This is a genomic window from Streptomyces umbrinus (assembly GCF_030817415.1).
GTDB classification, from domain to species: Bacteria; Actinomycetota; Actinomycetes; order Streptomycetales; family Streptomycetaceae; genus Streptomyces; species Streptomyces umbrinus_A.
The window spans coordinates 7349644-7375280 of record NZ_JAUSZI010000002.1 but is presented as its reverse complement, the minus strand read 5'-3'; the positions used below and the strand labels follow the sequence as shown (position 1 = coordinate 7375280).

The following is a 25637-nucleotide window of genomic DNA, read 5'->3' as shown; positions in this document are numbered from 1 at the left end:
TGCTCTCCTGCCGTTATACAGGATCCGCCTCCGGGAGCGGCTGCCGCCGGTGAGCAGCACGCCACGGCGGCCGCGCACCCCGGCCGCCGCACTCCTCGTTCGCTCCGCGGAAATTCCGGCTCCGAGGAACGATGGACTCCGCCGGAGCCGTAGTACCCCAGGGGCATAGTCGCTACTCTCCCTGCGGGGGAACACGCGTACGTGTGTGGGGAGTTGGGGGAGTTGATGGTGAGCCGAAGACGTGTGCGGCTGGGCGTCGGCGTCTTGTCCGCCGGGCTGTTACTGGCCGGCTGTTCGGGGGGCGGGGGCGACGGAACCGCCAAGCCCACCGGGTCCGGATCCACCGGCTCCAAGAGCCCGGCCGCGAGCGGTGACACCCGCTCCGGCCCCACCCCGAGTCCCAGCGCCACGGGCCTGGACTTCACCCCCGACCCCGGCCGCGCGCCGAAGACCCGCGCGGAGGCCTTACGCCTGGCCCGCGCCGTCGCGGCGACGCCCGCCAGATGGGGCCCCGGCTTCGTCAGGCGCAGCCCGTACGAGAGTGACCCCGCCCTCCGGCCCGTACTCGACAGGGACTGCGTCTGGCAGCTCAAGCCACTGCCCGCGACGGTGCTCGCCACCCTCACCCGCTACAGCGAACTTCCCGCGGAGGACGGCAAGGGCCCCATCCGCGTCGCCGCCGTCGTCACCGTGCACCGGACCGTGAAGGACGCCGACTGGGAGATGGCCGGAACACTGGAGGAGGCGCTGCGCTGCCCCGACCAGCAGCTCCGCCAGGGTGAGCGGATCACCGGGCTGGGATCCCTGGGCTCGGAGTTCGGTCTGATGGGCAACTTGACCGCCGAGGACATGCTCGCCGAAGGCGGCAAGTACTACAGCGACGAACTCGGCGGCCCCTACCACTACTACTGGTCGCAGAGCCGAGTGGGCCAGGTCACCGTCGCCGCCGTCGGCAAGGGCTCCAAGGGCCGGTCCGCGGACGACGTCAACACCGCCCTCGTGCAAGGGAAGAGCGCCATGGTGAGCCGTGTCGAAAGCGAACTGGAGGCGCCGGAATGAGCGGGCCGCTGCTTCCCACCGACCCGGCCTCGATCGGCGGACACCGGCTACTGGCCCGCCTCGGCGCGGGCGGCATGGGCGTGGTCTACCTCGGCCGTACGAAGGCCGGGAGCCTGGCCGCCGTCAAGGTCATCCAGGCCGAGTACGCGGACGAGCCGGACTTCCGCGCCCGGTTCCGCCGTGAGGTCGAGACGGCCCGCCGGGTGACCAGCCCCTGGGCGGTGCCGGTCACCGGCGCGGACCCGGACGCGGACGAGCCCTGGCTGGCCACCGCCTTCGTACCCGGCCCCTCGCTGGAGGAGGCGGTCGCCCGTCACGGCCCGCTGCCCACCCGCAGCGTGCTCGTCCTGGCCAGGATGCTCGCCGCCGCGCTCCGCGAGGTGCACGCGGCCGGTCTGGTCCACCGCGACGTCAAGCCCGCCAACGTCCTGCTCGCCGTGGACGGCCCGCGCCTGATCGACTTCGGGATCGCGCGGGCGACCGACGAGACCGCGATCACCTCCACCGACCTGGTCGTCGGCACACCCGGTTTCCTTTCCCCCGAGCAGGCCGAGGCACGCGGCGCGGCACTGGGCCCGCCGAGCGACATCTTCTCGCTGGGCTGCCTGCTGGCGTACGCGGCGACCGGCCGACCGCCGTTCGGCACCGGCACGGTCGACGCCCTGCTCTACCGCACGGTCCACGACGAACCCGACCTGACCGGCATCGAGGCCGAGGAGGGCAAGGAAGCCGGTGAGGGCGGTGAGGGCGCAGAAGCCGGCGTCGAGTTGCTGACGCTGTTGCTCATGTGCCTGGCGAAGGACCCGGCTGACCGTCCGACGGCCGAGCAGATCGGCACCGTGCTGCTGGTCGAGGACGCGGTCCCCGAGGGCGGGCAGATCGACTGGCTGCCCGAGGGCGTCGTACGGGTCATCGCCGACCGTTCGTCCGAGATGCTGGCGCTCCCCGACATCGAGCCGACCGCCGCCGAAGCACCCGCCGAAGCACCCGCCGGACCACCAGGGGACACAGAACCGGCGTCGCCCGGCCGCCGCCGGCTGCTCCTGGCCTCCGGCGCGGCGGTACTCATGGCGGCGGGCGGAACCGCGGCCTGGGCCGTCCTGCGCGACGAGGACAAGGGCACGTCGGCGTCGGGGGCCCGCCGCTGGGCGATCGGTGTACAGGCGGATCTGAGCGGGACCCGGCGCATGGCGGGCAAGGCGCAGGAGTGGGGCGCGCGGCTGGCGGTCGAGCAGTTCAACTCCCGTAAGGACAAACCCTTCGAGCTCACACTGAAGACCTCTGACGACGGCGGCAGCGCGGAGCGCGCACCGGCCGCGGCCAAGAAGCTGATCCAGGACGAGGACGTGCTCGCCGTACTCGGCCCGTCCAACGACGAAACGGCCCAAGCGGTCCTCGCCACGTACGACGAGGCCCTGCTGCCGCTGCTGTCCGTCTCGGTCGGAGGGTTGCTCATGACCTCGCAGGAATACCGGTCCTTCCTGCAGTGCCGCGCCCCCGACCCGATCATCTCCATGGCACTCGCCGTCCGTCTCGCGGGGCAGAAGGGGGCGCGGCTGCCCGGGCTGCTCCAGGACCGCACCGCGCAGACGTATTCCTGGGATTCCGCCCAGAGCACCACCCTCATGCTGCGCACGCACGGCCTCCCGCCCTACCCCCGGGTGATCCCGGCGGGCACCGAGGACGTCAAGGCCGTCGTCACCGACATGCTGCGGGCCGGCATCGACTCCTTCATCTACTCCGGCTACGCGCCAGGCGCCGCCCGGGTGGCCCGCGAGCTGGCGACGGCCGGTTTCGACGGGCCGCGGCTCGCGCCGCAGGCCGTACTCGACCCGGAGTTCCTGGAGCTGGCCGGGGACGCGGCCGAGGGCTGGCTGATGACCTCCTCCTTCGTCGACCCCTCCGCCGTACCGGCCGCGAAGGCCTTCACCGCCGCCTTCCGCAAGCGCTACGACGCCGCGCCCGGCTCCTACGCCGCCGAGGCGTACGACACCGTCAACCTCGTACTCCAGGAGGTGCTGAAGGCCACGAAGCGCCGGAGGCCGCCGACGCGCAAGGAGCTGGTGGGCCTGCTGCGCAAGAGCCGCTACAAGGGAGTCACCAAGGAGTTCGCCTTCCAGCCGGCGGACGGCCAGTTCACCGGCTGGGGCGTATCCCTGTACCAGGTCGAGAGCGGCCGGTTCCGCTACGTCGGCGAAGCCGCCTCCAAGGTGTAGCGGTGAGCGGGGGGCAGTCGGAGGGGCGCGCGGGAGTGCACGCGGGAGTACGCGCGCTCAGGCCGGGCGACCCGTCGTCCGTCGGCGGACACCGGCTGCTGGGCCGGCTCGGCGCGGGCGGCATGGGCGTGGTCTACCTGGCCCGCTCGACGGGCGGGGCGCTGGTCGCGCTGAAAGTGATCCGCGCCGAGTACGCGGCCGACCACGGTTTCCGGGCCCGTTTCCGGCGCGAGGCCGAGGCGGCGAGCGGGCTCACCGGACGGTGGCTGGTACCGGTCACCGCTGCGGAGCCGGAGGCCCGCGAACCCTGGCTGACGGCCGCCTTCGTACCGGGCCCGTCGCTGGCCGAGGCCGTCACGCTGCACGGGCCGCTGCCGGAACGTACGGTACGAGCCCTGGGCGCCCGGCTGGCCGAAGCGCTCACCGAGGTGCACGCCGCGGGCCTGGTGCACAGGGACGTCAAGCCGGGCAACGTCCTGCTCGCCCTGGACGGGCCCCGGTTGATCGATTTCGGCATCGCGCGGTCCACCGGTGCCACCGCGCTGACCGCGAGCGACGTGGTGATCGGCTCGCCCGGCTATCTCTCGCCCGAACAGGCGCGGGCGCAGGGCGGAGACATCGGCCCGCCGAGCGACGTCTTCTCGCTGGGCTGCGTCCTGGCGTACGCGGCGACCGGCCGCCGCCCGTTCGGTACCGGCACCGCGGCCGCCGTCATCTTCCGTACGGTCCACGAGGAACCGGACCTGGACGCCGTGCCGTGGACCCTGGTCCCACTGCTGACCGCCTGCCTCGCCAAGGCCCCGGAAGCCAGGCCCACCGCGCAGGAGGTACGAGACGCCCTGGCCGATGAGGACGGACCGGAGAGCGGGCCGGAGGGCGGACGGGAGAGCAGGCGGGAGGGCGGGCCGGAGAGCGGGCCAGTGAGTGGGCCAGTGAGTGGGCGGGAGGACGACTGGCTGCCGCCCGCGCTGCCCCGGCTGATCGCGGAACGCTCGTCCGCCGTCCTGGCCCTGCCCGACCCCGCCCCCGCCCCCGGGCCCGTCACGCTCGTGCAGCCGCCGGAGCGGCCCGCCCTCTCCCGGCGCCGCCTGCTGACGCTGGGTTCGGCGGCCGGAGTGGTCCTGACCGGCGGAGGACTGGCGGCCTGGGCCGCCTCCAGGCCCGAGGCCGGCGGCGACGGCTCGACGCGCTCCGGACCGCTGCCCCGGTACGTCATCGGGCTGCACGCGGACCTGTCGGGACCGGACAGGGCGATCGGCCGGGCGCAGGAGCGGGGCGCGCGGCTCGCCGTGGCGGACTTCAACTCCGGCTCCCGTGACGGCCGCGCCTTCGACCTGGCGCTGAAGGTCCTCGACGACGCCGGGCAGGCGAAGCGCGCCGAGGAGATGGCCGGAAAATTCGTCGCGGACCACGACGTGTACGCCGTCATCGGCCCGACCGGCAGCACCGCGGCCGGGACCGCCGTGTCCCGCTACGAGAAGGGCCTGCTGCCCATCGTGACCGTCTCCTCCGGCGGCGACGACGAGTACTCCCTGTCGACCACCCGCGCGTACTTCCGGCTCAGGCCCGACGAGAACACCCTGTCGACACCCTTCATCCACTACCTCACCAACGTCGAGAAGAGCCGGAGGACCGCCCTCGTGGACGACAGGGCGGCGAACCGGACCAGTTGGCAGATCGTCAGAACCCTGACCACGTACCCGCCCTCCAAAGGCACGACCACGACCCATGTCGTCCCCGCGGACAGCGAGGACTTCGACACGGTCGCCGCCGCCGTGCTCGCCTCCGACGCGCAGGCCGTCGTGTACGCCGGCTCCTCACCGCACCGGGCCGCCCGCTGCGCCCGCGCGCTGGAACAGGCCGGATTCCGGGGCACGCGTATGGCCCCGGAACCCGTCCTGCAGACCGCGTTCCTCAAGGAGGCGGGCCGGGCAGCCGAAGGCTGGGTGATGGTGACGACCTACGTCGACCCGGCCGAGCTGCCGGCCGCGGCACACTTCGTGAAGACGTACAGGAAGCGCTTCGGGGTACGCACCGTCGAGCGCTTCGCGGTGGAGGCGTACGACGCGCTGCTCTTCGTCGCCCAGGGCATGCGCGAGCTGGGCAGCGTCGAGCCCGAGCGGGGCGCCATGGTGCGCAGGCTCCGCCAGACCACCCACAAGGGGCTCGCCAAGGCCATCGAGTTCGATCCGGTGACCAAGGAGTTCCGCTGGGTCAACGGCCTCTTCCTCCACCGGGTCCGGAACGGCACCCCGGACTTCCTCGGCCGCTACGACCGGGTGAAGGAGGCCTGATCCGGCGGGCCCGGGACCTGGGCTGTTCGGCGGGGTGACTCAGCGAGGTGGCTCGGCAGGGCGGCTCAGCGCGGCCGCATGGAGCCGAGCTTCCCCCAGACGACCAGGCGGTACTTGGACGTGTACTCCGGAGTGCACGTGGTGAGCGTGAGGTAGTAACCGGGGTCCGTGTAGCCGTACCCCGCTCTGACCGTGCTGCGAGGGACCTCCCGGATCACTCCGCCGTCCCCCGCCGAGGTCTGCGCCAGCGTCCTGTCGACGACGTACGTATAGACGGCGGTACTGGTCTCGACCTCGATCCGGTCCCCCCTCCGCAGCCGGTTGATGTACCGGAACGGCTCGCCATGGGTGTTCCGATGCCCGGCGAGCGCGAAGTTCCCGGCCCGCCCGGGCTGCGCGGTCCCCGGGTAGTGGCCGACGTACCCCTTGTTGAGCACGTTCCCCTTACTGATCCCTTCCGCGATCGGAACGCGGAGGTCGAGGCGGGGGATGGTGAGGATGGCGTAGGCCTGGGTCCAGCGGGGGCGGGGGGTGGAGCTGGCGGCGGAGGCGGAGTCCGGCGCGGACCGGGAGCCGGCGCCGGAACCGTCACGGTCACCGTCGCTGTCGCTGTCGCCGGGGGAGGTGGAGCCACCGTCCGAGACAGATCCGCCGCCCGCCGGATCGCTCTCCCCGTCCCCGGCCCTCCCCTCCCACTCCCGCTGCAGGGCTTGGACCTTCCTCTCGGCGCCCTCCCGGGCCTGCCGATTCGTCCACCACAGCTGGTGGACGACGAGGAGCATGAGGACGACACCGAGGGTTACGAGGATCTCGGCGCCGTTCCAGAGGAGACGGGCGTAGCGGGCACGCCGCCGCCGGGCCTGCTGATGGACGACGGGGACTCGACGGATGTCGGGGACTCGCATGCGCGTATGCCTCCCTCCGTGCGGGGGCCTCGGCCGGTGGTTGGTGGCAAGTGGCCGGGGCCGGGGCCGCACGATAAGGGCTGAGGCCCCAACTCACCATCCCCATGAACGCCCCGCTCCTCCCCACCGCTCACGACCACCCATGACTCCTCATGCCCCCACCCCCGATCTCACCCCTGGCCTGCCCATACCTCTCCTCCGCCGGGCGGTCGGCAGTACGGTGTCCACCATGCGCCCCGACACGTCTGCCGAGTACGTCGACCACAACGCCGAAGCAGCACGCCTGGAGCGGACCGCCGGCCTCTACCCCGAGGACGCCGAGCACCTGCTGCTGCAGGCTGCGGCCCACCTCGAACTGGCCGACGACCGCCCGCGAGCCACCGCCTTCTACGACCGTCTCCTCTCCAGCGAGACCCCCCTGGAGAACCCATTCCTGGTACGGGCCCTGAAGGCGGCGAACCTCTGGGAGTACGGCCACGAGGCCGAGGCGAAGGCGATCATCGCGGGCGTCCGCGCGGCGTCACCCCGCGACCCGGCCCCCTGGGTGATCGTGGCCGAGTCCCTGGAGTCCCACGACGAGCTCGAAGCGGCACAGCAGACGTTCACAGAGGCGGCGACCCACCTCCTGACCGACGTCCCCGAACCCCCGTACGCGACCCACCCGGTCCTCTTCGGCCGCCACCGCGTACGCCGCATGCTGGGCCTCCCCCACGACAACTGGGACGCCCTCGCGGACACGCTCCACTCCTCCCCGGTCTCCCTGGACGAACTCCACGACCCCAAGCGCGTCTGGTCCCTGGGCTCCGACAACCCAGCGGAACTGGAGGCGGAGATCTCACGCCTACGGGCAGAGCTGGGCACGTATCGGGAGGCTCTGTCCCGTCCGTTCCCGGTGGCGGTACTGCACTGGCCGGCGCCGGAACTGGCGGAGCTGGTGTCGGCGTACCCGTCCCTGGCGGCGGAGTACCCGTCCCATGAGGAACACCTGGCGACGATAGAGAGCTCGCTGAGGGAGCTTGCGGCCTCGGGCACGCCGAACCTTGGCATCGTGACGGGCACGGTTCCTTCTTATGAGGCGTTCGCCGCCTCGGAGGGGGCTTCGCCCGGGGATGCGTCGCTGCTGCCGCAGTACGCGACGACTTTGGCGGCGAGGGGGAGGGCTGAGGCTTGGCCGCCGGAGCGGGGGGCGTCTTGTTGGTGTGGGTCGGGGCGGGGGTATGGGGAGTGCCACGGCCTGACGTAAGTGACCTTGTAAACACTCTCCCTGAGGACAACTCTTGGAAGATTCTCTTTTCGGACGCGATATTGCGGCAGCGTTGAAGGTTGCAAACCCGCCATCCCGCCTCGACCCTGACCCGAATTTACTTGAGGTTCAAAACTGGCTCAGGATGCAACCGAACCTCGAAGCCCGATTCGGCCAGGTGCTACGTCAGTCGATCGATGAAGTTCTCGACGGACAGCGAACAGGTCGCTTCAACATTAAAGATCTCGAAAAAACAGAAAAAACTTACCTGGGAACAAAAGTCGAGATCATCACCCGCGCCGAATTCAACCTCGACCGCGGAAAGAAGATGGATTTCTCCATTTTCAGCCACGACGTGGACTCGAAATTCACAAGCGGCGACAACTGGACAATTCCACGCGAAGCCGACGGGCACATCTGTCTACTGATCAGGGCGAATGACCTCAAGGCGAGCTATCAGATCGGGCTGCTCCGAATCCATGACACCCTCTTGAACGTGGGAAAGAACAGGGACGGCAAGCGCACACCGTCAGTCGCCGGGCGGAGCGCCATACAGTGGATTATCCCTGAGGGAAGACTCCCTGAGAACATTCTGCTGACCCTCTCGGACACAGACAGGAACGCAATCTTTAAGACTGGGGCCAGCGGACAGGCGCGCACCAATGAACTATTTCGCCGCGTACAAGATCGCCTGGTAAACCGTAATACTGTCCTCACGGTGGCCCGCCAGGACGACAGTCTGAAGCGAGTACGTGACGCCCGTCATCATCTCCGTAACGAGGGAATCATGATCCTCGGCCATCAGAAACAGCATCCTCACATTGCTCGCGCACTGGGCCTTCAAGTACCCGAAAAAGGATCGTGGATCGCGATTCGCGTTGCCTGCGCAGACGACCTTGAGCCGACCAGAAAATCCACGCAAATCTCCGGCCAGGAATATACAGTCTGGGAAGAGGGGGATTCTCCCGTCCCGGCCCCTGCCGAATACTGATCGCAGCGCCCAATGACGAACACAGAGCACGAAGACGGCCGTTCGCCCTGGACTCCGCCATCCGGGTCCTGGGCCTCATCAGCAGCGCGCCGCCGAAACATGCAGGCCATCCGCAGCCGGGACACCACTCCGGAGCGCATGATCCGTCGGCTCGTTCACGCTCAAGGACTTCGCTACCGTGTCGCAGCCAAGCCTCTTCCTGATCTTCGCCGGACGGCCGACATGGTCTTCCGTCCGGTGAAGATCGCGGTCTTCATTGATGGCTGCTACTGGCATGGCTGCCCAGAACACTATGTACCGCCGAAAACCAACCCGGGCTATTGGTCGGACAAAGTGGCCCGAAACATGGCCCGCGACCGGGATACCGACCAGCGCCTGGCCGAGGCCGGCTGGACGGTGCTCCGGTTCTGGGAACATCAGCCATCAGCAGAGTGCGCGGAGCAGATCGCGACCGAGGTCAAGCACCGCCGCAACTCTGTTGCGGAGAGGAACAGCTGATCAGCGCTTCTTACGGTCACGCTCACGCGCAGCCTTCAAGACGTCGATGATCGACTCTCCGACCGCTTTGGCCACTGGTGGCGGGAAGGCATTGCCAACCTGCCGGTACTGCGCCGTCTTGCCGCCTTGGAACTGCCACTTGCGTGGGAACCCCTGGATGATCGCGGCCTGCTCCACCGTCAGCATCGGGCCGCCCTCCCCGAAGAGATCCCGATCCTCAGTGCCCTTCTCTGCGCAGGTCTCAGCGTCATTGGCAACCCCAAGCCCACAGACACCGAGCTGCTTCCATGCAGCCTTAGCGCGGCTGGGGCCGAGATCAGCTCCACCGTGCTTCTTGGACCCCCCGACCAGCGTCGGTGCAATACCGCCGCCTTTGCCCTTGAGCTCGGCATCCCGCTTCCGCGCCTGAGTGAGCCAGCGGCCATAGGCTTTGCGGGCCCGAGCTTCATGAACCCCGTTGAAGTACCGCTCGTACCGCTCCAGCATGGATTCCTCAAGCCGGTCCGCGACGCTGACCGGCTCCTCATGTGTCGGCGTCGGCCACTCGTACTTCACGTCCTTGATGACGTCATTACGGAAGGCTACGAGGATCGCCCGCGGACGAAGCTGCGGGACTCCGAAGTCGCTGGCCTCCAGGATCCCCCACTTGCAGACGGTGTAGCCAAGGCCTTTTGTGCGAGTTTGCTGACCGTCCTCGCCTCGATAAGTGCCGCCCTGGAGCTGAGCCACGATCCAGTCGCGGTAGTCGGAGAACTTCGGATCCATGATCCCGCGCACGTTCTCGATCATCACGGCACGCGGCTTCAGCTCCTGGACGAGCTGCAGCATTCGTGGGAAGAGATCGCGCTCGTCGTCCTTGCCTAGTTGCTTGCCGGCGTGCGAGAACGGCGGGCACGGGACGCCTCCCGCCAGGAGGTCCAGTTCATGCCTCCCCAGCAGCTCGCCGCTCTTCTTGAGGTCCCTGGCCGGAGAGAACTCCTTGACGTCCACTGACAGAACGTCACAGTGCGCCCTCTCCCAGCTCCACTCCCTATCGATCCTGATGTTCTCAGCGAGCGTCTTCACCGCATGAGAGTCGATCTCTACGAGCGCGAGGTGCCGAAAACCGGCCTGATGCAGGCCGATGGCCTGCCCTCCTGCTCCAGCACAGATCTCCACCGAGGTGTATTCGACTTCGTTCATGCGGGTCATGCCCCCTCCTTACAGCCGTACAGCGGCAGACACACCTTGCAATCCACCATCACTAAGGGTGACAGGTCCCACTGACAACGAGACTCGACACAGTGTGCAACATGCCGCGGCGTTCGTTGCACGCACCCTCCGCCGCGCCGAACACTCATACGATATTGCTCATGAAGAGCCCTGCGTGGACTGAAGACGAACTCGTGCTGGCTGGAGCGCTCGTCGTGAAGAACGGCTGGCGTGAGCTGAGGACCGGCGACCAGGAGGTGCAAGAACTGTCCGAGCTGCTGCGCTCGCTGCCGATTCACAGCCCGGAAGCCAGGGCCCTGCCTGAATTCCGCTCCCTGGACAGCGTCAGCCGGAAGACCACGGACTTCGCCACGAACTACGGCTCCTACTCCGGCAAGCCCACCCGCTGCGGCGAGCCCACTCTCCAGATGATCAAGGCGTTCACTGAGCGCGAGCCCGAAATGCTCCAAGCCGCCCAGGCCATCGAAGAGGGCATCGGATCCGGCGAGTTGCATCTCCTGCCCCGGCAGCCCGACGAGGTCGACGACGACGAGGGGTTCACGGCCATCGAGGGACGGCTCCTCGTCCGCCGGGCGCTCGCCCGCGAGCGGGACCCGAAGCTTCGTAAGCAGAAAATCCGGCAGCTTAGTCGTGACGGGCGCCCCCTGACGTGCGAGGTCTGCGACTTCAACTTCGCCCGCATCTACGGAGACCTCGGCGAGGGCTACATCGAAGTGCACCACGTCACTCCCCTCTACCTCTCCGGTCTCCGGAGGACCAAGCTTGAGGATCTCGCATGCGTGTGCTCCAACTGTCACCGCATGTGCCACAGGAGCCGTCCCGGTGAATCCTGGCGTACTCCGGGCGCCCTTCGGGATGAGATACGGAAGTCCGCACAGAACAGCGCCCACTAGGCCGCGTCCGCCTCGGCTTCGTAGTGCATCTGGGCCCGTTCGAGGATGCCGTCTGGATCACATCCCCGGGCAGCAGTCCAGTGGAGCAGATCGGCGATCAGCTCCACCGCCGACTCCTCAAGCCCGGTATCTCTTCTGCCACCGTGAAGGACGGCACCTCCGCAGGCTTCCTGATAACTCTCGAGGGCGCCGACAGCGCGCTCGACACGGCGGCAGGCAGGGCCATAGTCAAGCGTTACCTCGCACCAGACCGCTTTGCCCGCCGCCGACAGGACCGTTCCCCAGTCCGCGGCCAAGGCCGCGAGCAAGTGCAGGCCGCGACCGCATTCCTCATCACAGCCTGCAGACCCGAGGGACGGGACCACGTGGCTCTTGTCGTGGACTTCGACACGGAGTCGCTCGCTCTGCAGTTCAAGGATCAAGGTCGCCGAAGCACCTTCCCCTACATGCTTGATGACGTTCGTCGCCAACTCAGTAACAAGCAGCTCTGCTTCCTCGGCAGCCTCACGCATTCCCCACAGGTTGAGCTGTGCCGAGGCAGCCCTCCGAAGCAAACGCACCTCCGCCGGCTCTGCCTCAAAGGGGAGAACACAGCGGAGTCGGGGTGCGGTGACTTCGTAGCCGGTCATGGCCACTCCTCCCTCCATGCCACGCGTGCCGCGCCTGCCGTGTTCGCACGACTGCACTGCGTAGCGATCTGCAGAAGAGCATGGCACAGAGAAGTCTCACTGTGTAACTTCTCACAAGTATCCATCGAGTGAATCTGCTGGTACTTCAACTTCTGTGCCGCCTAGCCTGTTTGAGATCCCCGGGCGGGGCCGGCGCACGCGTGGAGGAGTCGCATGTCAGTCCGAACCACGACCCGGCGCCGTCAGCTGGGCGCGATGATGCGCAAGCTGCGCGCCCACAAAGGGCTGACGCTTGAGGAGGCCGGGCAGCTCGTTGGCGTCTCCAAGGCCACCGTCAGCCGGTACGAGACCCAAGCCGGGCCGGTCAAGTGGCTGGTGATTGACGCACTCTGCCGCGAGTACGGAGCAACTGACGCCGAGCGCAGGGCAGTTGTCGGTCTTGCCAAGGACGCCAAGCAGCAGGGTTGGTGGAACTCCTTCGCCGACTCCATCCCCGAGAGCATGAACCTTCTGCTCACACTTGAGGATGAGGCTGTACGCGAGGATCACTTCTCATGCGTCTACGTTCCCGGGCTCCTGCAAACCCGCGGTTACAGCACAGCCCTGCAGCAGGCCAACGAAGTACGTCTGGAGCAGGCCGAGATCGAGCGGCTCGTGGACATCCGGATGAAGAGGCAAGACATCCTTACGAGGCCCAGGCCCCCGCGGTTGTGGGCGATCCTCGATGAGTCTGTGATCCGTCGCGTCGTTGGCTCGCCGGAGACCATGAAGGAGCAGCTCGGTCGGCTGCTTGCAGCGAACGAGTCCACGAGCATCACTCTCCAAGTACTTCCGTTCTCCAAAGGCGCCCATTCCGCGGCCCTCGGAAGCTTCGTGATGATCGGAGGCAGCGAACCTGCTCTCGACGTCGTGTATGTGGACTTCCACACCGGGTCGCTGTTCCTGGAGAAGGACGAAGAACTGGAGCGTTACAGACTTGCGTTCGAGTACCTTCGCGCACAAGCGTTGGACATGGAAGCTTCCTCATCCCTGATCCACCGCGTCCGCAAGGAGCTATGAATGTCCATCGGCCCTCAGCTCGCTCCTGACCACACCTGGTTCAAGTCGTCGTACAGCGGCGGCAACACGACCGAGTGCTTGGAGGCTACCTACGTGCCGACCGGTGTGCTGGTACGGGACTCCAAGCGGCCGGAGGGGCCTCACGTAGCGATATCAGCAGAGGCGTGGGGCAGCTTCTTGGCTGTTCGGCTGGACCAGGACAACTGAGAGAAGGCGACGGAACGATTGCGTCCCGGCCACACGCCACCCATAATTCGCGCTGGGGTCTTCGTCCTCGGCGTGCGCGTTCGGCTACGGGAGCCGCGCAATGATCTCGTTCTTCTCTTCCTTCGAGACCGCCTTCGTTTTGCCGAGCGTCTTGACGACGAGTTCTCGGATCTTGGCGCTGTCGATCTCGAGTGAGCCCAGGATGTAGTGCCGCCGACCGTCCTCCGTGGTCGTAGTGATGTCCAGTCCGAGTTCTCTGAGCTCCCTGATGCGGCGCTCCGTGTGGATGTCGTCCCCATTGATAGTGCGGAGGCGAGCATTGTCGACAGGCGAGCCGATCTCCCGGTGAAGGACGGCAAACAGCCGCTCGTTGGCCTTCGTTCCGTAGGGAACTTTCAAATACCGCTCCGGTACGTGCCCAGAGAACCTCAAGTGCATTTCATCCTGGATCCGAACCCGCAACTCGTGGAACTCAACGCAGGTCGGAGGGAGTTGCGACCGCAGTAGCGACTGCATGGACTGGGCCAGAGCGCGCTTCGCAAAAAGGTAGGAATCCAGGATCGCATCAGGCGATGCTTCTGACTCCTCCAAGGCTGAACTGAGCGCCTTGACCGCGAACTCAGTGTCAGGCTTCAGACGCCCCCACGCCTCGAACGCACCCTGATTCTCTATCGCCACGCTGCCTGCCCTTCGCTCTCATTTCTGGCACGTACTCATCAAGTAGTAGACGCTATCGCAGCAATCCGGCACAGCCGGAATCAATAGGTGCAGGGACCCGTACACCGAGCGCCGACGCCGTCAACTAACGGGAGCGTCGGTTCTTCTCTGCCTGCTGTGCTGCGAGTCTGCGCAGTACGGCGCGGTCCATCTGCGGAGTAGCGTCCAGGAGTTCCATGAACCACGGCGCGATCCACGACGAGTCCCGGTGGAGCCACTCCCCCGGCGGCAGGACTGTACCCGGTTTCCACAGCGGGGACGGCGGCTCAAGGCTTCTCGATGCCGCTGCGATGTCAATGCTGGGCTCCCATTCCTCGGGGATTCGTCGCCCCAGCTGGGCCGTCACACCGATGAGCCACCACTGGAACATCCACTGGGATGGGGAGGACGACTCAAGAGCAACGCGTACGGCCGAGGACGCAAGCTCCACCGACTGCAATGCGGACAGCGCCAGCCCCTCCGGCGGAGCAAGTTGGGGGGCAGACTCCGCGTTGACGAGTATCCCGTCGTCCTGGATCTTCCCGTCGAAGGTCCCAGACACCCGCACAATCTCTGCGTAGGTGTCCTCAGCGAGCTCGGCGTCCAGAAACTCCCTTATCCCGCCGTAGAAGTTCAGCTGGGTCTCGATCCTCAGATCTGCGCCTGCCCTCCGCTTCAGCTCGTCGATGAGACTCGGCCACGGACGTGAATTGCGCGAGCCGGACTCAGACTCGTACCAGTCCTCTTTCGTGTCGTTCGATACGAACAGCACACGGCGACTGGACTGGGGCAGCTGGCTAACGTGCTCGATCAGCTCTTCCCAGAGCAGGAAGTCTCCAGCCGACCTCAGCGGTGTGTCCTTGTCGGAGTCTGCGAACCCGGGCGGGATCTTGTTCGGGAACCGGAAGGTGGTGGCTTCCTCGAGGCGCGTGCGGAGGACTTCGTCGTTCGGCTGCTGGCCGACGCCTTCCCCGTAGAGTTTCGCGACGCGCGGCAGGATCGGATCCACTGCATCGGCCGCATTCAAAGCCAGGTCGTGATCAGCCTTCAGCATGTCCAGGTGGCGTTTGAACTCTTCCCTGTAGACGGACAGGTGCTTGTCAACCGCCGAGTCCTTGGTCAGTTCATCGAGACTGGCTATCTCCTCCGGAGCGCGGGCGTACTTCTCAAGCTGGGCACACACGAGATTTTTGGCTTCCACGATTGCCTTGCGCGCGGCCATGAGCTTCTTGTTGACCTCTGACGCAGCGTCTGAGAGTGCTCTCTTCCGCGACTCGAGCGTGCTGCGGCGTCCGCGTACGAACTCAAGACCGACCTGGTACGGCATCCACAGCCGCCCCGCGGTCTGCTCGAGTGCCGAGAGGACCTCTTCACGGGACGTCTCTGTGTACTCGTACAGGCTGAGGAGCACGTTCGTGTCGAGAACGATGATCCCGTCCTGGAAGAACTCTCTGCGTTCCGCATCCTCCACCGACGGCTGCGGCTGAAGCCACGCTGCGAACCGCTGCAGCAGTACCGGGTCGCTCATATCCGCCTCCGGCTCGACCATGCCCTACTTCCTCACGTGATCACGCTGGCACAGGCTGCCGGCGGTCGAGGCTTGCGCGCACGACTGCCGACGGCCGGATCTACCACAGCTGTCAACTGCCCCTACAGTTACGGACGCTGAGCGAAGCTGCTGTCCACTACGTTCCATCGAAGTCGGCAAGCAGGGCCGCAACTCGTGCCGGAGCCTTGTCGAGCAGGAAGTCGTCTATGAAGACCACGTCCGGAACACCTCGGCTGTCCGATGCGGCAGCCTTGCGCACAGCACTGATTCGGACTGGCTGCAGAGGCTCGTCGGCAGCCTCGAACGGGCTCTTCGCGGCGACCCAGACCCGCTCTTCGAAGAGGACCGCAGGTCCTGTGCCTCCGAGGTCGTCCACGAACTCCGCGTCCCCGAGAGGGAAGTCCGCCGCCCAGTTCCGCAGCAGTCCCATAGCCCCCCGGGCCCGCTGGCTGCTCGCAGCGTCTTTGCCCTCCCGGAGAATGGAGAGGAGGTCACCGGCTAGACGCCAGTCGAGCAGGCTGTGGTAGGCCATGTTCGTGTAATCACGGAGGCACTCGTAGCACGAGCCTCCGCAGTCACGACCGTGCGCGCCCTCCTTGAGTTTGGCCAGCTTCTTATGCGCGGTGGCCATGAGCTGGTTGAACACCTCGGGGTCGGCAAGGTGCGTGCAGTAGCCAGCGCCGTTGTCCAGCGTGTCGGAGAGGAAAGCGAAGGTGCGTGCTTCCCGGCTGCCGGATCCTGCGCCGTGGATGCCGGAAGCGATCTCGTTGGGCTGAACTTGGAGGAGTTCACCCGCGGCCGTCCGGAGCAGTGCGGCGAGCGAGTACCAGGCAGCCCGCCTTCCTGAGCGGTCGTCCGGGAAGCCGGTGCTCTGGGGAATGGACGTGAGGTTGAGGCGCAGTCCGAGAGCAGGGATCTCTCCGGCATGAGGTCCTAGGAGGAACAGGTCGGTGTGCTGAGTGGCGCCGATGGCCGTTGTCAGCAGCTCTTCGTCTGCTGCGATGTCTTTCTTCAGCCAAGGGAACAACTCCGCTGCCCCGGCCTCCAGATACGCCCCGGACCAGCGTGCAGCTGGACTCACCTTCGTAAAGTTGAACAGTCGGCCGCCGTTGTCGTTGACGGCGTAACGGCGGCCTTTACCTGCGTGGACAACCATGCCCGGCGTCGCAATCGCCAGGGGGGCGCCGTGCTCGAGGTCTGCGGCGGTTCGAGGCGCCAGCGACCTGGCCCGCCAAGCGAAGTTGCCGTCGAAGTCACGGGCCTTGCCTGCGGAGTAGAAACCTGCCGGTTCGCGGAGTTCGATCTCGCGGTACGAGCCGTCGGCAGCTCCGCAGGCGCGACAGGACTGCGGTGGCGCGCCGTCATTCTGCGTCAGCGGCGTCTCCACATTCTCCGCAAGGTGACCGCAGGCTCGGCAGATACCGATCAGTGCAGCCTGCCCGAACGGCTCTTCCACGGCCCGCGGGGCCCTTCCTGTCGGCTCGAACGCAACGACGCCCGCAGCTGTATGGACCTGTCCGTCCTTGACAGTCTCAGCACCGGGCGCGAACTGCGAGATGGCGATGTCCAACGACCGGTCGACGACTCCGCTCGGCGGCCACGGATACGAATCGAAAGGGCGCTTCGTGTACAAGTACCGGGCAGATGTGGGGAATCCGAACATCGGCAGGAGGCCTGACTCTGCCAACCGCTGGCTGAGTTCATGGTGACCCTGAGGACGGTCCGCGATCTGCGTGACGCGATTGACGAGCTCGCCGTCCACCCATGCCGTGGCCTCAGCCGGGTGCCATGTACCGCGGGTCCGCTCAGCGAGCGCTTCGGCAAGGCTTCGGATCTCGGCATCATGCGACTTGATCCACGCACTCACGGCCTCGGCTACCACGGGCCAGTCTGCGCAGCGGCCGAACTGGCCGTGGACGTTGCGGGTCGGGTCGAGCCCGCCATCGTCGTCAGCGGCGGTCTGTACAGCGTCGAACGCCCGGCGCAGCACCTCCGCTGCGAACACGCGTTGGTAGATGTCCTTCATGTCAGTGGACAAGTACGGTCGCGGAGTGGCGTCGTTGGTGATGCGCTTCGGGTCCTGGAAGTAGTGCTCGTCGTGGCTTCGTCCGCGGCACACGGTGAGTGCGAGCGCGACCGGCGAGCTGCGACGTCCTGCCCGGCCGACACGCTGCTGGTAGTTGAACCGGGTCGGCGGCATGTTGGCCATGAGGACTGCCGAGAGGGGGCCGATATCGACGCCGGCTTCCATTGTGGTGGTGACGGAGAGGACGTCGAGCCTGTCGGGGAGCTGATTCTCCTTGCCGTTCAGGAAGATGCCCTGGAAGCGGGCCTGTCGTGCCTGCGCATCAAGGCGGTCCGTCTGACCGGTGAGTTCGGCAGTGCTGAGCCGGAAGTTCCCGAACTGGTTACGGGCCATCCAGGCGTAATAATCCGCGTCGGTGCTCTCGAACGGCTCAGGCGTCGCAGGGAGAGGACGTCCGCATTTCGTGCAGACGCCGACACCTGGGTGGAGGTGTCGGCGGCGGCAGGTGGAGCAGGTCCAGGACACATCGCGCCCATGGCGCAGTGCCACGTGCTCAGGTTGGATGACGTACTTGGCGACTGCGGCCCCCCAGATCCGCTCCACCGTCGCCTGGAGGTCGTCCTTGTCCTGCCCAAGGTGATCTGCTGCGCTGGCCCAGAAGTCCCGGAGCTTCTTTGGCGGATTGTCCGCCGGGCTCCGCAGCCCGGCGAACCGGCGCATGTGGCCGAGGACCCGCAGACTCGCCCGGGCCAGCGCTGCATCGGACGCCCGCTCTGCCTCGAGCAGCCACTGGTCGGAAGCCAGAGTGAGCCACCCCAATCCGAGGGATTCGAAGTCGCGCCCAGCACTGCCGAAGAGTCCGTTGAGAAGCTCGCTGCTGAGGTCTTCGCGCATGTCCTGGCGCAGTTGCTCCTGCCGCTCGCTCAGTACGAGGCCTGATTCATCCTGCACTCGGCCGTCCCCGCCCTCGGGCCAGCGGTACAGAGAGGTCCAGGGCTGCGGCAGAGAGCCCTTCTGATAGGCCGTCTGCTGGAGGGATGCCTTCGGGCCACCGGGGTTAACGCCGAGATGCACGAGGCGTTCAGCGACAGCAGCAGTGTGGCTGTCGAGGCACGGTACGCGGCTCAGAAGGCCATAGAGCGCCTGCTCCTCAGCGGGGTCGGGATGGTCGTCGCTGAGGTCATCGATGCTTTCGGAGGCCTCGGGTTTCTGGAGTTTCTCCCACGCGTCGTACGTATCCCGGTCTCGGGCGCGGAGCCGGTCGCGCGCGGCCTTGGCCGTCGCCCTGTCCACCGGCTTTTCGGGCGACTTGCGGTAGAAGCCTGCGACGGCGGCGAGGTCAGCTGCCGGGTCGCCCTGGCCCGCGACCTCCTCAGCAAGCAGCAGGCGCAACAGGTCCTGGTAGTGGCGCAGTCCGAGGCCTGCCGACAGCTTGGCCGCATCCTGCCGACTGTCAGAGAAGACCACGGCCTGCCGGTTTGGGAGGTTGGAAAGGATACCGGTGGTCAGCACCTGGTTGACCTTCTCGAAACCAGTTCGCATAGAGCGGACCGGTGTGCGCATACGCCGGGGGTCGCTCAGACTAAGGTGTTCGCTCCCGACCTGCCGGACCTCCCAGTCATCGCCACATGAAGGGCACCGGGTCGGCGCCGCGGGGAGGTTCTCGGCCTTGAGCCGAGCTCTGCCATTCTTGGGCTTGGGGACGCTGACGTGGAAGGACCAGCCCGTGTGGTCCCGCTGGTTCCGGAGCATGCCGGTACGCGGGTTGTACGTGCTGCGTTTGAACTCGAAGCTCCCGCTCAGTGTTCCCTTGTCAGATGAGGAGTTCCAGGCCAGCTCGTCCGTGGCCGGGTCATCCTTGCGCGGCCAGTAGACAATGTAGTTGGCCGCACTCGGCCCAAGAGCAGCATCCGGGAGCGAGTCGAGCTCTGGCAGGTCCGCCAGCAGGCCGGCTTTGAAGGGGCGGTCTTTGGAATTCTGAAAGGCCGATCCCGGTGCGTATCCGCCGAGGAAGGCGTCACCGCAGTTCTGGCAGTAAAGAAGCTCAAGTACGCGTGCATCACAACTGCATCGTGGCGTGGGCCGGGAGTACAGCTTGCCGACGGTCCTCCCGGCGCCTTCGCGGCGTTGGGCGTCGGGGCATGCAGGGTCTGAACAGGCCCAGACTCCGGGGATGTTGCGGAAAAAGAGGTGTCCCCGGAGCTTGGGGGTCTTCGGGTTCTCGGAGCGGCGCAGGACGGCGAGGACCCCCTGCAGCGCTTGTCCCTGCCTGGTGGAGTCGGCGGAAGGAAAGAGCTTGGCGGCGACTTCAGTGTCGAAGTCCGCGATCAGCCGGTCGCCCTTGCGCAGTGCGTTGACGAATGCATCGGACGCTCCGGTATCGGCCAGAAACCTTTCAGCCTCGGCGGAATCGGGGTCTGCACCCAGGCCTGCGTACGCCTCAATGTGCTCAGAGATGTCGGTCCGCGTGTGGGGCGGCAATACGAGCTGGCCGCCGAGGACTTCGAACCGATCGCGGTCAGCCCCGAAGAACTCCTGCAGGAAGTCCAGGTCTCGAGGCGCCTCAAGAGAGGCGGAGGCCGCGACGATCCGGAACTTCTCCGGCTTGTCGTCGAGGCCCAATCGGTGCCGCAGGTTGCGCAGGAGGTAGGCGATCTCAGTGCCCGCGGTGCCGCGGTACATATGGAGCTCGTCGACGACCAACGTGAAGCGTGCATCCGGGACTTCCTCCAGCCAGCGGCGCGTCATCTCGAAGATGCCTGACTCGCGCGACCGCATCAGCATGACGTTGAGCATGCTGTAGTTCGTGATCATGATGTCCGGTGGAGCCTGGATCATGTCCCACCGGGAGCGCATCTCCCCACCATCGAGCTTCGGGATGAAGAACCGGCCGTCTCCTTCGGCCTTCTGCGCCTGGCGCGAGCGCTCCTCAGTTGCAGCGAACTCCCTGCGCAGCGTCTTCACACCGACGGGCGAGCCGAGGTCCCCAGGGACGGGCGTCGCTCCGGTGTAGCGGCCGAAGTAGAAGCGGTGGCCTGGCCGCGACTGCTCAAGCCAAGTCCGCACCTCGTCGCTGTCGAGGGCCTTGCGCAGGCGCATCATCTGGTCGTCGACGAGCGCGTTCATGGGGTAGAGGACCAGAGCACGTACGGCCGCGTGTCGCCCGCCCTCGCCTGCCCGCTGCGGCTGATACTCACCGTCGGGAGAGGCCCACCAGCGGTTCAACGGCAGCGTGCCCACCGGCCATGCTGCGGACTCGCGGACCAGGTCGGCCAGGATCGGCAGCATGAACGACTCCGTCTTGCCGGAGCCTGTACCGGCAGTGACCACGACGTCACGTCCGTCTCGTACCGCGGCAACAAGGGCCCGGTGCTGGTGCTCGTAAAGCGACGGAACACCCTGCAGCAGGCCGAGCTGCACCAGTTCCGCAAGGTCAGAGTGAGCGCCTGCCTCGCGAACGGACTCCGCGATGCCCACGTCCATCGTGACGTACCGCGGGCGGACCTCCAGGAGCGGTCGCCGCCACGCCCCGCCGTCCACATCGAAGAGGTCCTGCCGCTCGCGTTCCAGGTGCTCGTCAGCGAGGCCGAACGGCGTGTTGTAGTAGCGGAAAAGCGCCTCTTTCAGGTGCTCGAACGAGCCCAAGATGTCGACGTCCCGGCCGCTGCTGCCGGACTGTTCCGCGACGGTGTCACTCATCGTTCTCCCCGAGGTGCTGTCCGAGCGAGTCTGCAATCTTCATAGCAACGGTCTTGGGCACGTTGTCGTACGCCAAGTTCTCTGCATGCGCGTTGATGCGGGGCGCGAGGCCGGAGCACATGACGGCCACCCGCCTGTGCAGGTCCGGCAGCGGGTAACCCCAGTCGACGTACAGGGTGCCGAACCTCTCCCGCCCGCAGTCCTTCTCAGGTAGCCAGCGGAGCACATCGGCGTCCGGGCTCAGGGACTCGACAACCAAGTAGACGCCCAGCTCATGGCTGGTTTCGTACCACTCGCCGTCGCGCAGGACCTGGCACACGCGCTTCGAGTCGCGCCGTTTGAGCCGGTACAGGCCGTTGCCCTGAGGGCTGCGCACGAGCTGGTACTCGCGACGGTCCAAGTCGTACTGCTCAAGCGGCTTCCCGAACTCCGGTTTAGAAGTGCGTACTTCAAGTCCAAGAGGCGGAAGCAGAGCAGCTCCTTGAAGGGCGAAACATGGCGTATACGAGACTCCGAGTTCGGCTGCCCATCCCGCGAGCCCTACCTCGTCGTCGAACTGGACGATCAGCGACACGGGCAGGGGGATATCCCGCGGCGGGCGCGTGCTGGGCACCCGGAAAAGCTCCACCAACCCGTCCTGCACTGCTTGTGTGAGGCGCGCGTCAAACGCGGCTGTCCTGCTTCCGGTCAGCACCGCCAGACCCCGGGCTTGCGGCAGCCGCGTCAGGACGGGTGGGGCCGCGCACCAGCGCCTGTTGTGCCAGTCGATGTCCATGTGTGCGAGGGCTACGGCGTCGCGCAGCCAGCGGCCCGGGGCACCGGGCTCGATGTCCGGACAATGTCTGGCTGCCAGCCACCACATGCCCTGCTTGAGATCGAACAACGTGCCCGCGCCCTGCTCGCTCACCCAGCGCAGCAGCAGGTCTCCAGGGTCAGTCATCAGGCCCCCTGTCTTCCGGCGATCCCATCGGCTGCCGCTACGTAGTCGAGCCAGGCCGGGTCCTGCGAGCGCTCGGCGGCGCTAAGTACGGCGTATGCCCACGCGAAGTCGCCGGAGGACGGTGCGGGCTCGGGTATATCCGCTGCTCCGGCCAAGGGCCGCACCGACCACCGGGCTGCTGTCCGGTAGACCAGCCAGACGTAGCCCGTCGGCACCTCGACCTCAACGCATGGGCCGAGAGCATCTTCTGGCAGGCGCGACTCCATCCAGGCTGGGACGGTCTGCTGCTTGACTTTGCGTACACCGCCGTGAGGGTCGATCAGCACGGCTTCCAGGACGGTGCGCCGCACTAGCTCGGTACGCGGGAGCCGGATGCTCTCAGGCGTGTATGCACCGCGGATGGCCGCCTCAGGATCTTCGACGTCAGTCAGCTCACGCTGAGCGGTGCCATCGCAGGAGTACCCGAGCATCCCAGTACCCGGCGGCAGCGCTTCGTGCAGTCCATCATGCAGGGTGAAGACCTGACTGCTCTCAGCGGTACCTACCTGGTGTGCACCTTCTTCGAGGGGAACTACGCAGAGCGGGAACGGGACCCGTGGGTCGGCGCGCAACTTCTCGGTGCAGCCGTCGAGCACGACCTTGACTCGTCCGTCCGCGGCCTCGCTCGCAGGCAGCAGCAAGTCCGGGGCGCCGCCGCGGAGGAAGTGGCCTGCGACACCGGCGCCTGCCCGGTACTCGGAAGCGATGCGGAGCCCACCGGACAGCTCGGCGTACTGCCGGATCTGGGGCTCGAGGACGTGGGCATGTGCTCCGCCTCGGTCCAATGTGCGGGCAAAGGCACTCCCGTTGACAGCCCGCACGCCCTTGAACAGCTTCCAACCCGGTACAGGCGCAGGTGCTTGGCGGACGGTGCGGCCGCCGAGGGCACTGACCATGGCCCGCACATCGCCGACGACGGAATCGGCGGCCAGGATCCAGTGCTGCTCGCCCGGTTCGAAGTACTCGGTGCTCACCCACTCGCCGAGATGGGGATGCATCCGCAGCAGTATGACCTCCTGCGGTGCCCACTCCAGGACAAGGGCGTCGCCCTCAAGGCGTACGCCGTGGGCCAGTTGCTGCGGCGAGGGGTGCAGCGACTCCAGACCGTCGTAGACGCCGCCGTACTCCTCGCGGAGTCTGAAAGCACGCCCACCGGGTATACCAACCTCCGTTTCGGGGAGCGCTTCCACGGTCTCGGCGAGCCATTCGAGGCGGCTCCCCCGGTCCGCAACCATGAGCCGGAGCCCGAGGGCCCGGCGCCGGTGCTCACGCTCCGGCTCGTGGAGAGTCCCGTCCCAGTCATCAGCAAGTCGTTTGAGAAGACTGGTGATGAGCGTTTCGCCGGTGCCGACCGCGTTGGCGAGTTCTTCCATGAGTCGGGGGGACAGATGCCGGTCGCGCCCTGCCGTCCAGACGCACAGCCGCCTCAGGAGCTCCCGACCGGAGACCCCGTTTCGATTGCGCGGGCGCAGGCGGGTGGTGGCGAAGAAGCGGGTGAGGATCTGCCGGTCCGAACCGCGGATCAGCGCCTGGGAGATGGGGTAGCCGATCTTCCAGTAGTGGTCGTCCGTGCTCACCGTACTTGTGCCGTAGAGGCCACCCGCCTCGTCTAGCCAGGCATCGAGCTGCTCCCACATGGCGGCGACGTCCAGGAAAGCCTTCTGCAGCTTGTTCGCACGGTAGCCGGATGGCTGCTCGCCGAACAGATGGATCCAGCGCCCGTAGAAGTTGCTCCTCAGCATCCCGTCGGAGGACGCCATGCGAGTGGCAGCAAGCACTGACAGGGAGAGCACCGGAAGGCTCGGCGGTGGTCCCTTACTCCCGTCGTTCTCCCACTGCACGACCTCGCTCTGGACACCGCTGAAAAGGGGTCTGTCCAGGTCGCTCCAGGTGAGTTCGTCGGCAACGGCCTGGGCCAGGCTCGTTCCGATGCCCTGCCCCTCTGCGAGCTGCCGTTCGATCTCGTCGTCGACATACAGGACCGCGCTCCGCAACGCGTGTTCCGCACCGAAGAATTCTGTGGAGAGAGCCTCATGCCACTGCCTGTACGCAGCTTTCATCGCACTTCCAGCCCTCGTCCGTCACCGCAGCCCACCTGCGGCGGGGAGCCCACGCTCGGCAGGCGCCCTCCCACCCCGTAGCCGCCAGAGGCGACCGCATAGCCATGCCTGTCCACGAAGCAGGACAACGGGAGAAACGTATTCGGGGCGTATACAGCCCCAACACGCGGCTCCGACTGCCACCGGCGAAGCAGGTATTTGAATATGCCATCACATAGCGTAGCGGCTCCGCGACAGGTGTACGAGCCGGATTCGCAATTCGACGGCCTTGCCTTCGAATGCTTCCGCGCACAAGCGGTAGACATGGAGCCTTCCTCTTCCCCGGTCCACCACATCCGCAAGGAGCTACGAATGTACGTCGCCCCCAAATCCTGTCTGACCTCGCCTGGTTCAAGTGGTCGTACAGCGGCGGCAGCGGCACCGAGTGCGTAGATGCCGCCTTCGTACCGGCCGGTGCGCTGATACAGGATTCCAATCGGCCAAAGGGACCTCACGTCGCGATATCGGCCGAGGCATGGGCCAGGTTCATAGCTGCTCTGGACTGCATCGGGCTGGCCGCCGCACTGTTCGAGGAGGAGGACGCAGAATGATGTGCCGAGGTGGCTCAGGGTGCCCTTGACCAGGCGGTACGCGTCGACTCCACGCTCGTCGCCTCCCGCCTGGACACTCTGTTGGATACGGCACGGCCGTACCGGACCACTGCAGTGGACGAGGTACGTACGAGGGCGAAGGACCTCGCCGTCTCTCGTCCGACCACGATCGCGGCCTGAGAGCATCGAGGCATGGGCAAGCACAGCCGACCCGGCCCGAACCAGCCGTCGCGCGCCGAGCCTCACATCGACGCCGATGACCCGCTCGCCGCGTTCGAGAAGTGGCGGCGTGCGCCCATGGACGTCTACCGGCGCCACCGACCGCTGCACGGCGGCGGTAGTCACCTGCGGTCCGACGAAGCGCGAGCCCTGGAGGAGTGGGACGGTTTCAGCTACGTCCCTGTCGGCACCGCGCCCGACCTCCCGGCCGCGCAGGCATGGGTGGGCGAACTCGCGGAGGACACAGCGTAGGCGGCTCTGATAGCGGACTTCGGGCGCGGTTGCGTCTCGCCTGCACGCCGGGTGGCTTAGCGGCCTTCGGATGGAGGTGGGGAGTTCGGTACCTGCGTGCGCGCCTCCGGAGTTTCCTGCCTCGCGTGCCTTCTTTCACCCTTCGGTTACGCATCCGACATGGCCCCGTTGCGCTCGGTGAGGGGTATTGAGGGAATCAACTCGCCTGGTGGGCCAGGTGAGTTGGCATGGCCTTGGGGCCGGAAGGGGGTGACGCATCATCCGGGGTGGAGCGTCGGCAGAGATGCCCGTACCGGGGCCGCCGTCTGGACCGCTCCGACCGGGCATACGTATATCAACACCCCGCCCCGCGTCCATCGGG

At 66.8% G+C, this 25637-nt stretch carries 20 protein-coding genes; 12 read left to right on the top strand and 8 right to left on the bottom strand.

All coding sequences use genetic code 11. The features are described 5' to 3' along the window. The first annotated feature begins 228 nt into the window (after nt 1-228). The 3 genes from QF035_RS32645 to QF035_RS32635 are packed head-to-tail and all read left to right on the top strand — an operon-like array spanning nt 229 to nt 5569. The gene (locus QF035_RS32645; RefSeq protein WP_307523999.1) at nt 229-1059 is read left to right on the top strand and encodes a hypothetical protein; all 831 of its coding nucleotides are present in this window, start codon (nt 229-231) and stop codon (nt 1057-1059) included. Beyond that, the gene (locus tag QF035_RS32640) at nt 1056-3275 is read left to right on the top strand and encodes a bifunctional serine/threonine-protein kinase/ABC transporter substrate-binding protein (protein WP_307523998.1); all 2220 of its coding nucleotides are present in this window, start codon (nt 1056-1058) and stop codon (nt 3273-3275) included. The genes QF035_RS32645 and QF035_RS32640 overlap by 4 nt, the downstream gene beginning before the upstream one ends. Nucleotides 3276-3277: 2 nt before the next feature. After that, nucleotides 3278-5569 carry an ABC transporter substrate-binding protein gene (locus QF035_RS32635; protein ID WP_307523997.1) on the top strand — a complete coding sequence of 764 codons (2292 nt, stop codon included), beginning with the start codon at nt 3278-3280 and terminating at the stop codon, nt 5567-5569. 65 nt (nt 5570-5634) lie between these two features. Here QF035_RS32635 and QF035_RS32630 read toward each other — a convergent pair whose 3' ends face one another. Then, entirely contained in the window at nt 5635-6474 is an 840-nt protein-coding gene (locus tag QF035_RS32630) for a class E sortase (protein ID WP_307523996.1), read from the bottom strand. 229 nt (nt 6475-6703) lie between these two features. Here QF035_RS32630 and QF035_RS32625 point away from each other — a divergent pair, with 229 nt between their 5' ends. From QF035_RS32625 to QF035_RS32615, 3 genes are all read left to right on the top strand, one after another. After that, on the top strand, nt 6704-7717 hold the full coding sequence (locus QF035_RS32625; protein WP_307523995.1) for an SEC-C metal-binding domain-containing protein: 1014 nt from the start codon (nt 6704-6706) through the stop codon (nt 7715-7717). A 34-nt stretch (nt 7718-7751) separates the two neighbouring features. Further along, a complete protein-coding gene (locus QF035_RS32620; protein ID WP_307523994.1) occupies nt 7752-8708 on the top strand; it encodes a NaeI family type II restriction endonuclease in 957 nt (318 codons plus the stop codon). A gap of 99 nt (nt 8709-8807) precedes the next feature. Beyond that, the gene (locus QF035_RS32615) at nt 8808-9206 is read left to right on the top strand and encodes a very short patch repair endonuclease (RefSeq protein ID WP_373466768.1); all 399 of its coding nucleotides are present in this window, start codon (nt 8808-8810) and stop codon (nt 9204-9206) included. Here the strand turns inward: QF035_RS32615 and QF035_RS32610 are convergent, their stop codons facing one another. Then, nucleotides 9207-10397 carry a DNA cytosine methyltransferase gene (locus QF035_RS32610; protein ID WP_307523992.1) on the bottom strand — a complete coding sequence of 397 codons (1191 nt, stop codon included), beginning with the start codon at nt 10395-10397 and terminating at the stop codon, nt 9207-9209. It lies immediately after the preceding gene. 161 nt (nt 10398-10558) lie between these two features. Here QF035_RS32610 and QF035_RS32605 point away from each other — a divergent pair, with 161 nt between their 5' ends. Then, the gene (locus tag QF035_RS32605; protein ID WP_307523991.1) at nt 10559-11311 is read left to right on the top strand and encodes an HNH endonuclease; all 753 of its coding nucleotides are present in this window, start codon (nt 10559-10561) and stop codon (nt 11309-11311) included. Here the strand turns inward: QF035_RS32605 and QF035_RS32600 are convergent. Beyond that, complete coding sequence (locus tag QF035_RS32600) at nt 11308-11940, bottom strand: ATP-binding protein (protein ID WP_307523990.1); 633 nt, start codon at nt 11938-11940, stop codon at nt 11308-11310. The two genes, QF035_RS32605 and QF035_RS32600, sit on opposite strands and share 4 nt — an antisense overlap. 213 nt (nt 11941-12153) lie before the next feature. On the opposite strand from QF035_RS32600, the gene QF035_RS32595 reads away from it, so the two are divergent. Both QF035_RS32595 and QF035_RS32590 read left to right on the top strand, forming a co-directional pair. Beyond that, complete coding sequence (locus QF035_RS32595; RefSeq protein WP_307523989.1) at nt 12154-12999, top strand: helix-turn-helix domain-containing protein; 846 nt, start codon at nt 12154-12156, stop codon at nt 12997-12999. Beyond that, nucleotides 13000-13206 carry a DUF397 domain-containing protein gene (locus QF035_RS32590; protein ID WP_307523988.1) on the top strand — a complete coding sequence of 69 codons (207 nt, stop codon included), beginning with the start codon at nt 13000-13002 and terminating at the stop codon, nt 13204-13206. It abuts the gene before it with no gap. 84 nt (nt 13207-13290) lie between these two features. Here the strand turns inward: QF035_RS32590 and QF035_RS32585 are convergent, their stop codons facing one another. From QF035_RS32585 to QF035_RS32565, 5 genes are all read right to left on the bottom strand, one after another. Next, nucleotides 13291-13884, bottom strand: coding sequence for a hypothetical protein (locus QF035_RS32585; RefSeq protein WP_307523987.1), 594 nt, complete (start codon nt 13882-13884; stop codon nt 13291-13293). Between the two features lie 124 nt (nt 13885-14008). Then, a complete protein-coding gene (locus QF035_RS32580; protein ID WP_307523986.1) occupies nt 14009-15451 on the bottom strand; it encodes a PIN-like domain-containing protein in 1443 nt (480 codons plus the stop codon). 136 nt (nt 15452-15587) lie between these two features. Beyond that, on the bottom strand, nt 15588-21176 hold the full coding sequence (locus QF035_RS32575) for a DEAD/DEAH box helicase (protein ID WP_307523985.1): 5589 nt from the start codon (nt 21174-21176) through the stop codon (nt 15588-15590). Then, entirely contained in the window at nt 21169-22116 is a 948-nt protein-coding gene (locus QF035_RS32570; protein ID WP_307523984.1) for a hypothetical protein, read from the bottom strand. The genes QF035_RS32575 and QF035_RS32570 overlap by 8 nt, the downstream gene beginning before the upstream one ends. Continuing rightward, on the bottom strand, nt 22116-24215 hold the full coding sequence (locus tag QF035_RS32565; RefSeq protein ID WP_307523983.1) for a hypothetical protein: 2100 nt from the start codon (nt 24213-24215) through the stop codon (nt 22116-22118). The genes QF035_RS32570 and QF035_RS32565 overlap by 1 nt, the downstream gene beginning before the upstream one ends. A gap of 278 nt (nt 24216-24493) precedes the next feature. On the opposite strand from QF035_RS32565, the gene QF035_RS32560 reads away from it, so the two are divergent. The 3 genes from QF035_RS32560 to QF035_RS32550 are packed head-to-tail and all read left to right on the top strand — an operon-like array spanning nt 24494 to nt 25276. Continuing rightward, entirely contained in the window at nt 24494-24805 is a 312-nt protein-coding gene (locus QF035_RS32560; RefSeq protein WP_307523982.1) for a DUF397 domain-containing protein, read from the top strand. 9 nt (nt 24806-24814) lie between these two features. Continuing rightward, nucleotides 24815-24985: a hypothetical protein gene (locus tag QF035_RS32555; RefSeq protein ID WP_307523981.1), complete on the top strand. Its 171-nt coding sequence runs from the start codon at nt 24815-24817 to the stop codon at nt 24983-24985. Nucleotides 24986-24997: 12 nt separating this feature from the next. Beyond that, nucleotides 24998-25276 carry a DUF6087 family protein gene (locus tag QF035_RS32550; protein ID WP_307523980.1) on the top strand — a complete coding sequence of 93 codons (279 nt, stop codon included), beginning with the start codon at nt 24998-25000 and terminating at the stop codon, nt 25274-25276. Nucleotides 25277-25637 lie beyond the last annotated feature (361 nt).

Bases quoted from the DNA above. Each gene is read 5' to 3' on its own strand.
- QF035_RS32640 (WP_307523998.1), top strand. From the start codon at position 1,056: ATGAGCGGGCCGCTGCTTCCCACCGACCCGGCCTCGATCGGCGGACAC.
- QF035_RS32630 (WP_307523996.1), bottom strand. From the start codon at position 6,474: ATGCGAGTCCCCGACATCCGTCGAGTCCCCGTCGTCCATCAGCAGGCC.
- QF035_RS32625 (WP_307523995.1), top strand. From the start codon at position 6,704: ATGCGCCCCGACACGTCTGCCGAGTACGTCGACCACAACGCCGAAGCA.
- QF035_RS32615 (WP_373466768.1), top strand. From the start codon at position 8,808: ATGCAGGCCATCCGCAGCCGGGACACCACTCCGGAGCGCATGATCCGT.
- QF035_RS32610 (WP_307523992.1), bottom strand. From the start codon at position 10,397: ATGACCCGCATGAACGAAGTCGAATACACCTCGGTGGAGATCTGTGCT.
- QF035_RS32605 (WP_307523991.1), top strand. From the start codon at position 10,559: ATGAAGAGCCCTGCGTGGACTGAAGACGAACTCGTGCTGGCTGGAGCG.
- QF035_RS32600 (WP_307523990.1), bottom strand. From the start codon at position 11,940: ATGACCGGCTACGAAGTCACCGCACCCCGACTCCGCTGTGTTCTCCCC.
- QF035_RS32595 (WP_307523989.1), top strand. From the start codon at position 12,154: ATGTCAGTCCGAACCACGACCCGGCGCCGTCAGCTGGGCGCGATGATG.
- QF035_RS32590 (WP_307523988.1), top strand. From the start codon at position 13,000: ATGTCCATCGGCCCTCAGCTCGCTCCTGACCACACCTGGTTCAAGTCG.
- QF035_RS32580 (WP_307523986.1), bottom strand. From the start codon at position 15,451: ATGGTCGAGCCGGAGGCGGATATGAGCGACCCGGTACTGCTGCAGCGG.
- QF035_RS32575 (WP_307523985.1), bottom strand. From the start codon at position 21,176: ATGAGTGACACCGTCGCGGAACAGTCCGGCAGCAGCGGCCGGGACGTC.
- QF035_RS32570 (WP_307523984.1), bottom strand. From the start codon at position 22,116: ATGACTGACCCTGGAGACCTGCTGCTGCGCTGGGTGAGCGAGCAGGGC.
- QF035_RS32565 (WP_307523983.1), bottom strand. From the start codon at position 24,215: ATGAAAGCTGCGTACAGGCAGTGGCATGAGGCTCTCTCCACAGAATTC.
- QF035_RS32560 (WP_307523982.1), top strand. From the start codon at position 24,494: ATGCTTCCGCGCACAAGCGGTAGACATGGAGCCTTCCTCTTCCCCGGT.
- QF035_RS32550 (WP_307523980.1), top strand. From the start codon at position 24,998: ATGGGCAAGCACAGCCGACCCGGCCCGAACCAGCCGTCGCGCGCCGAG.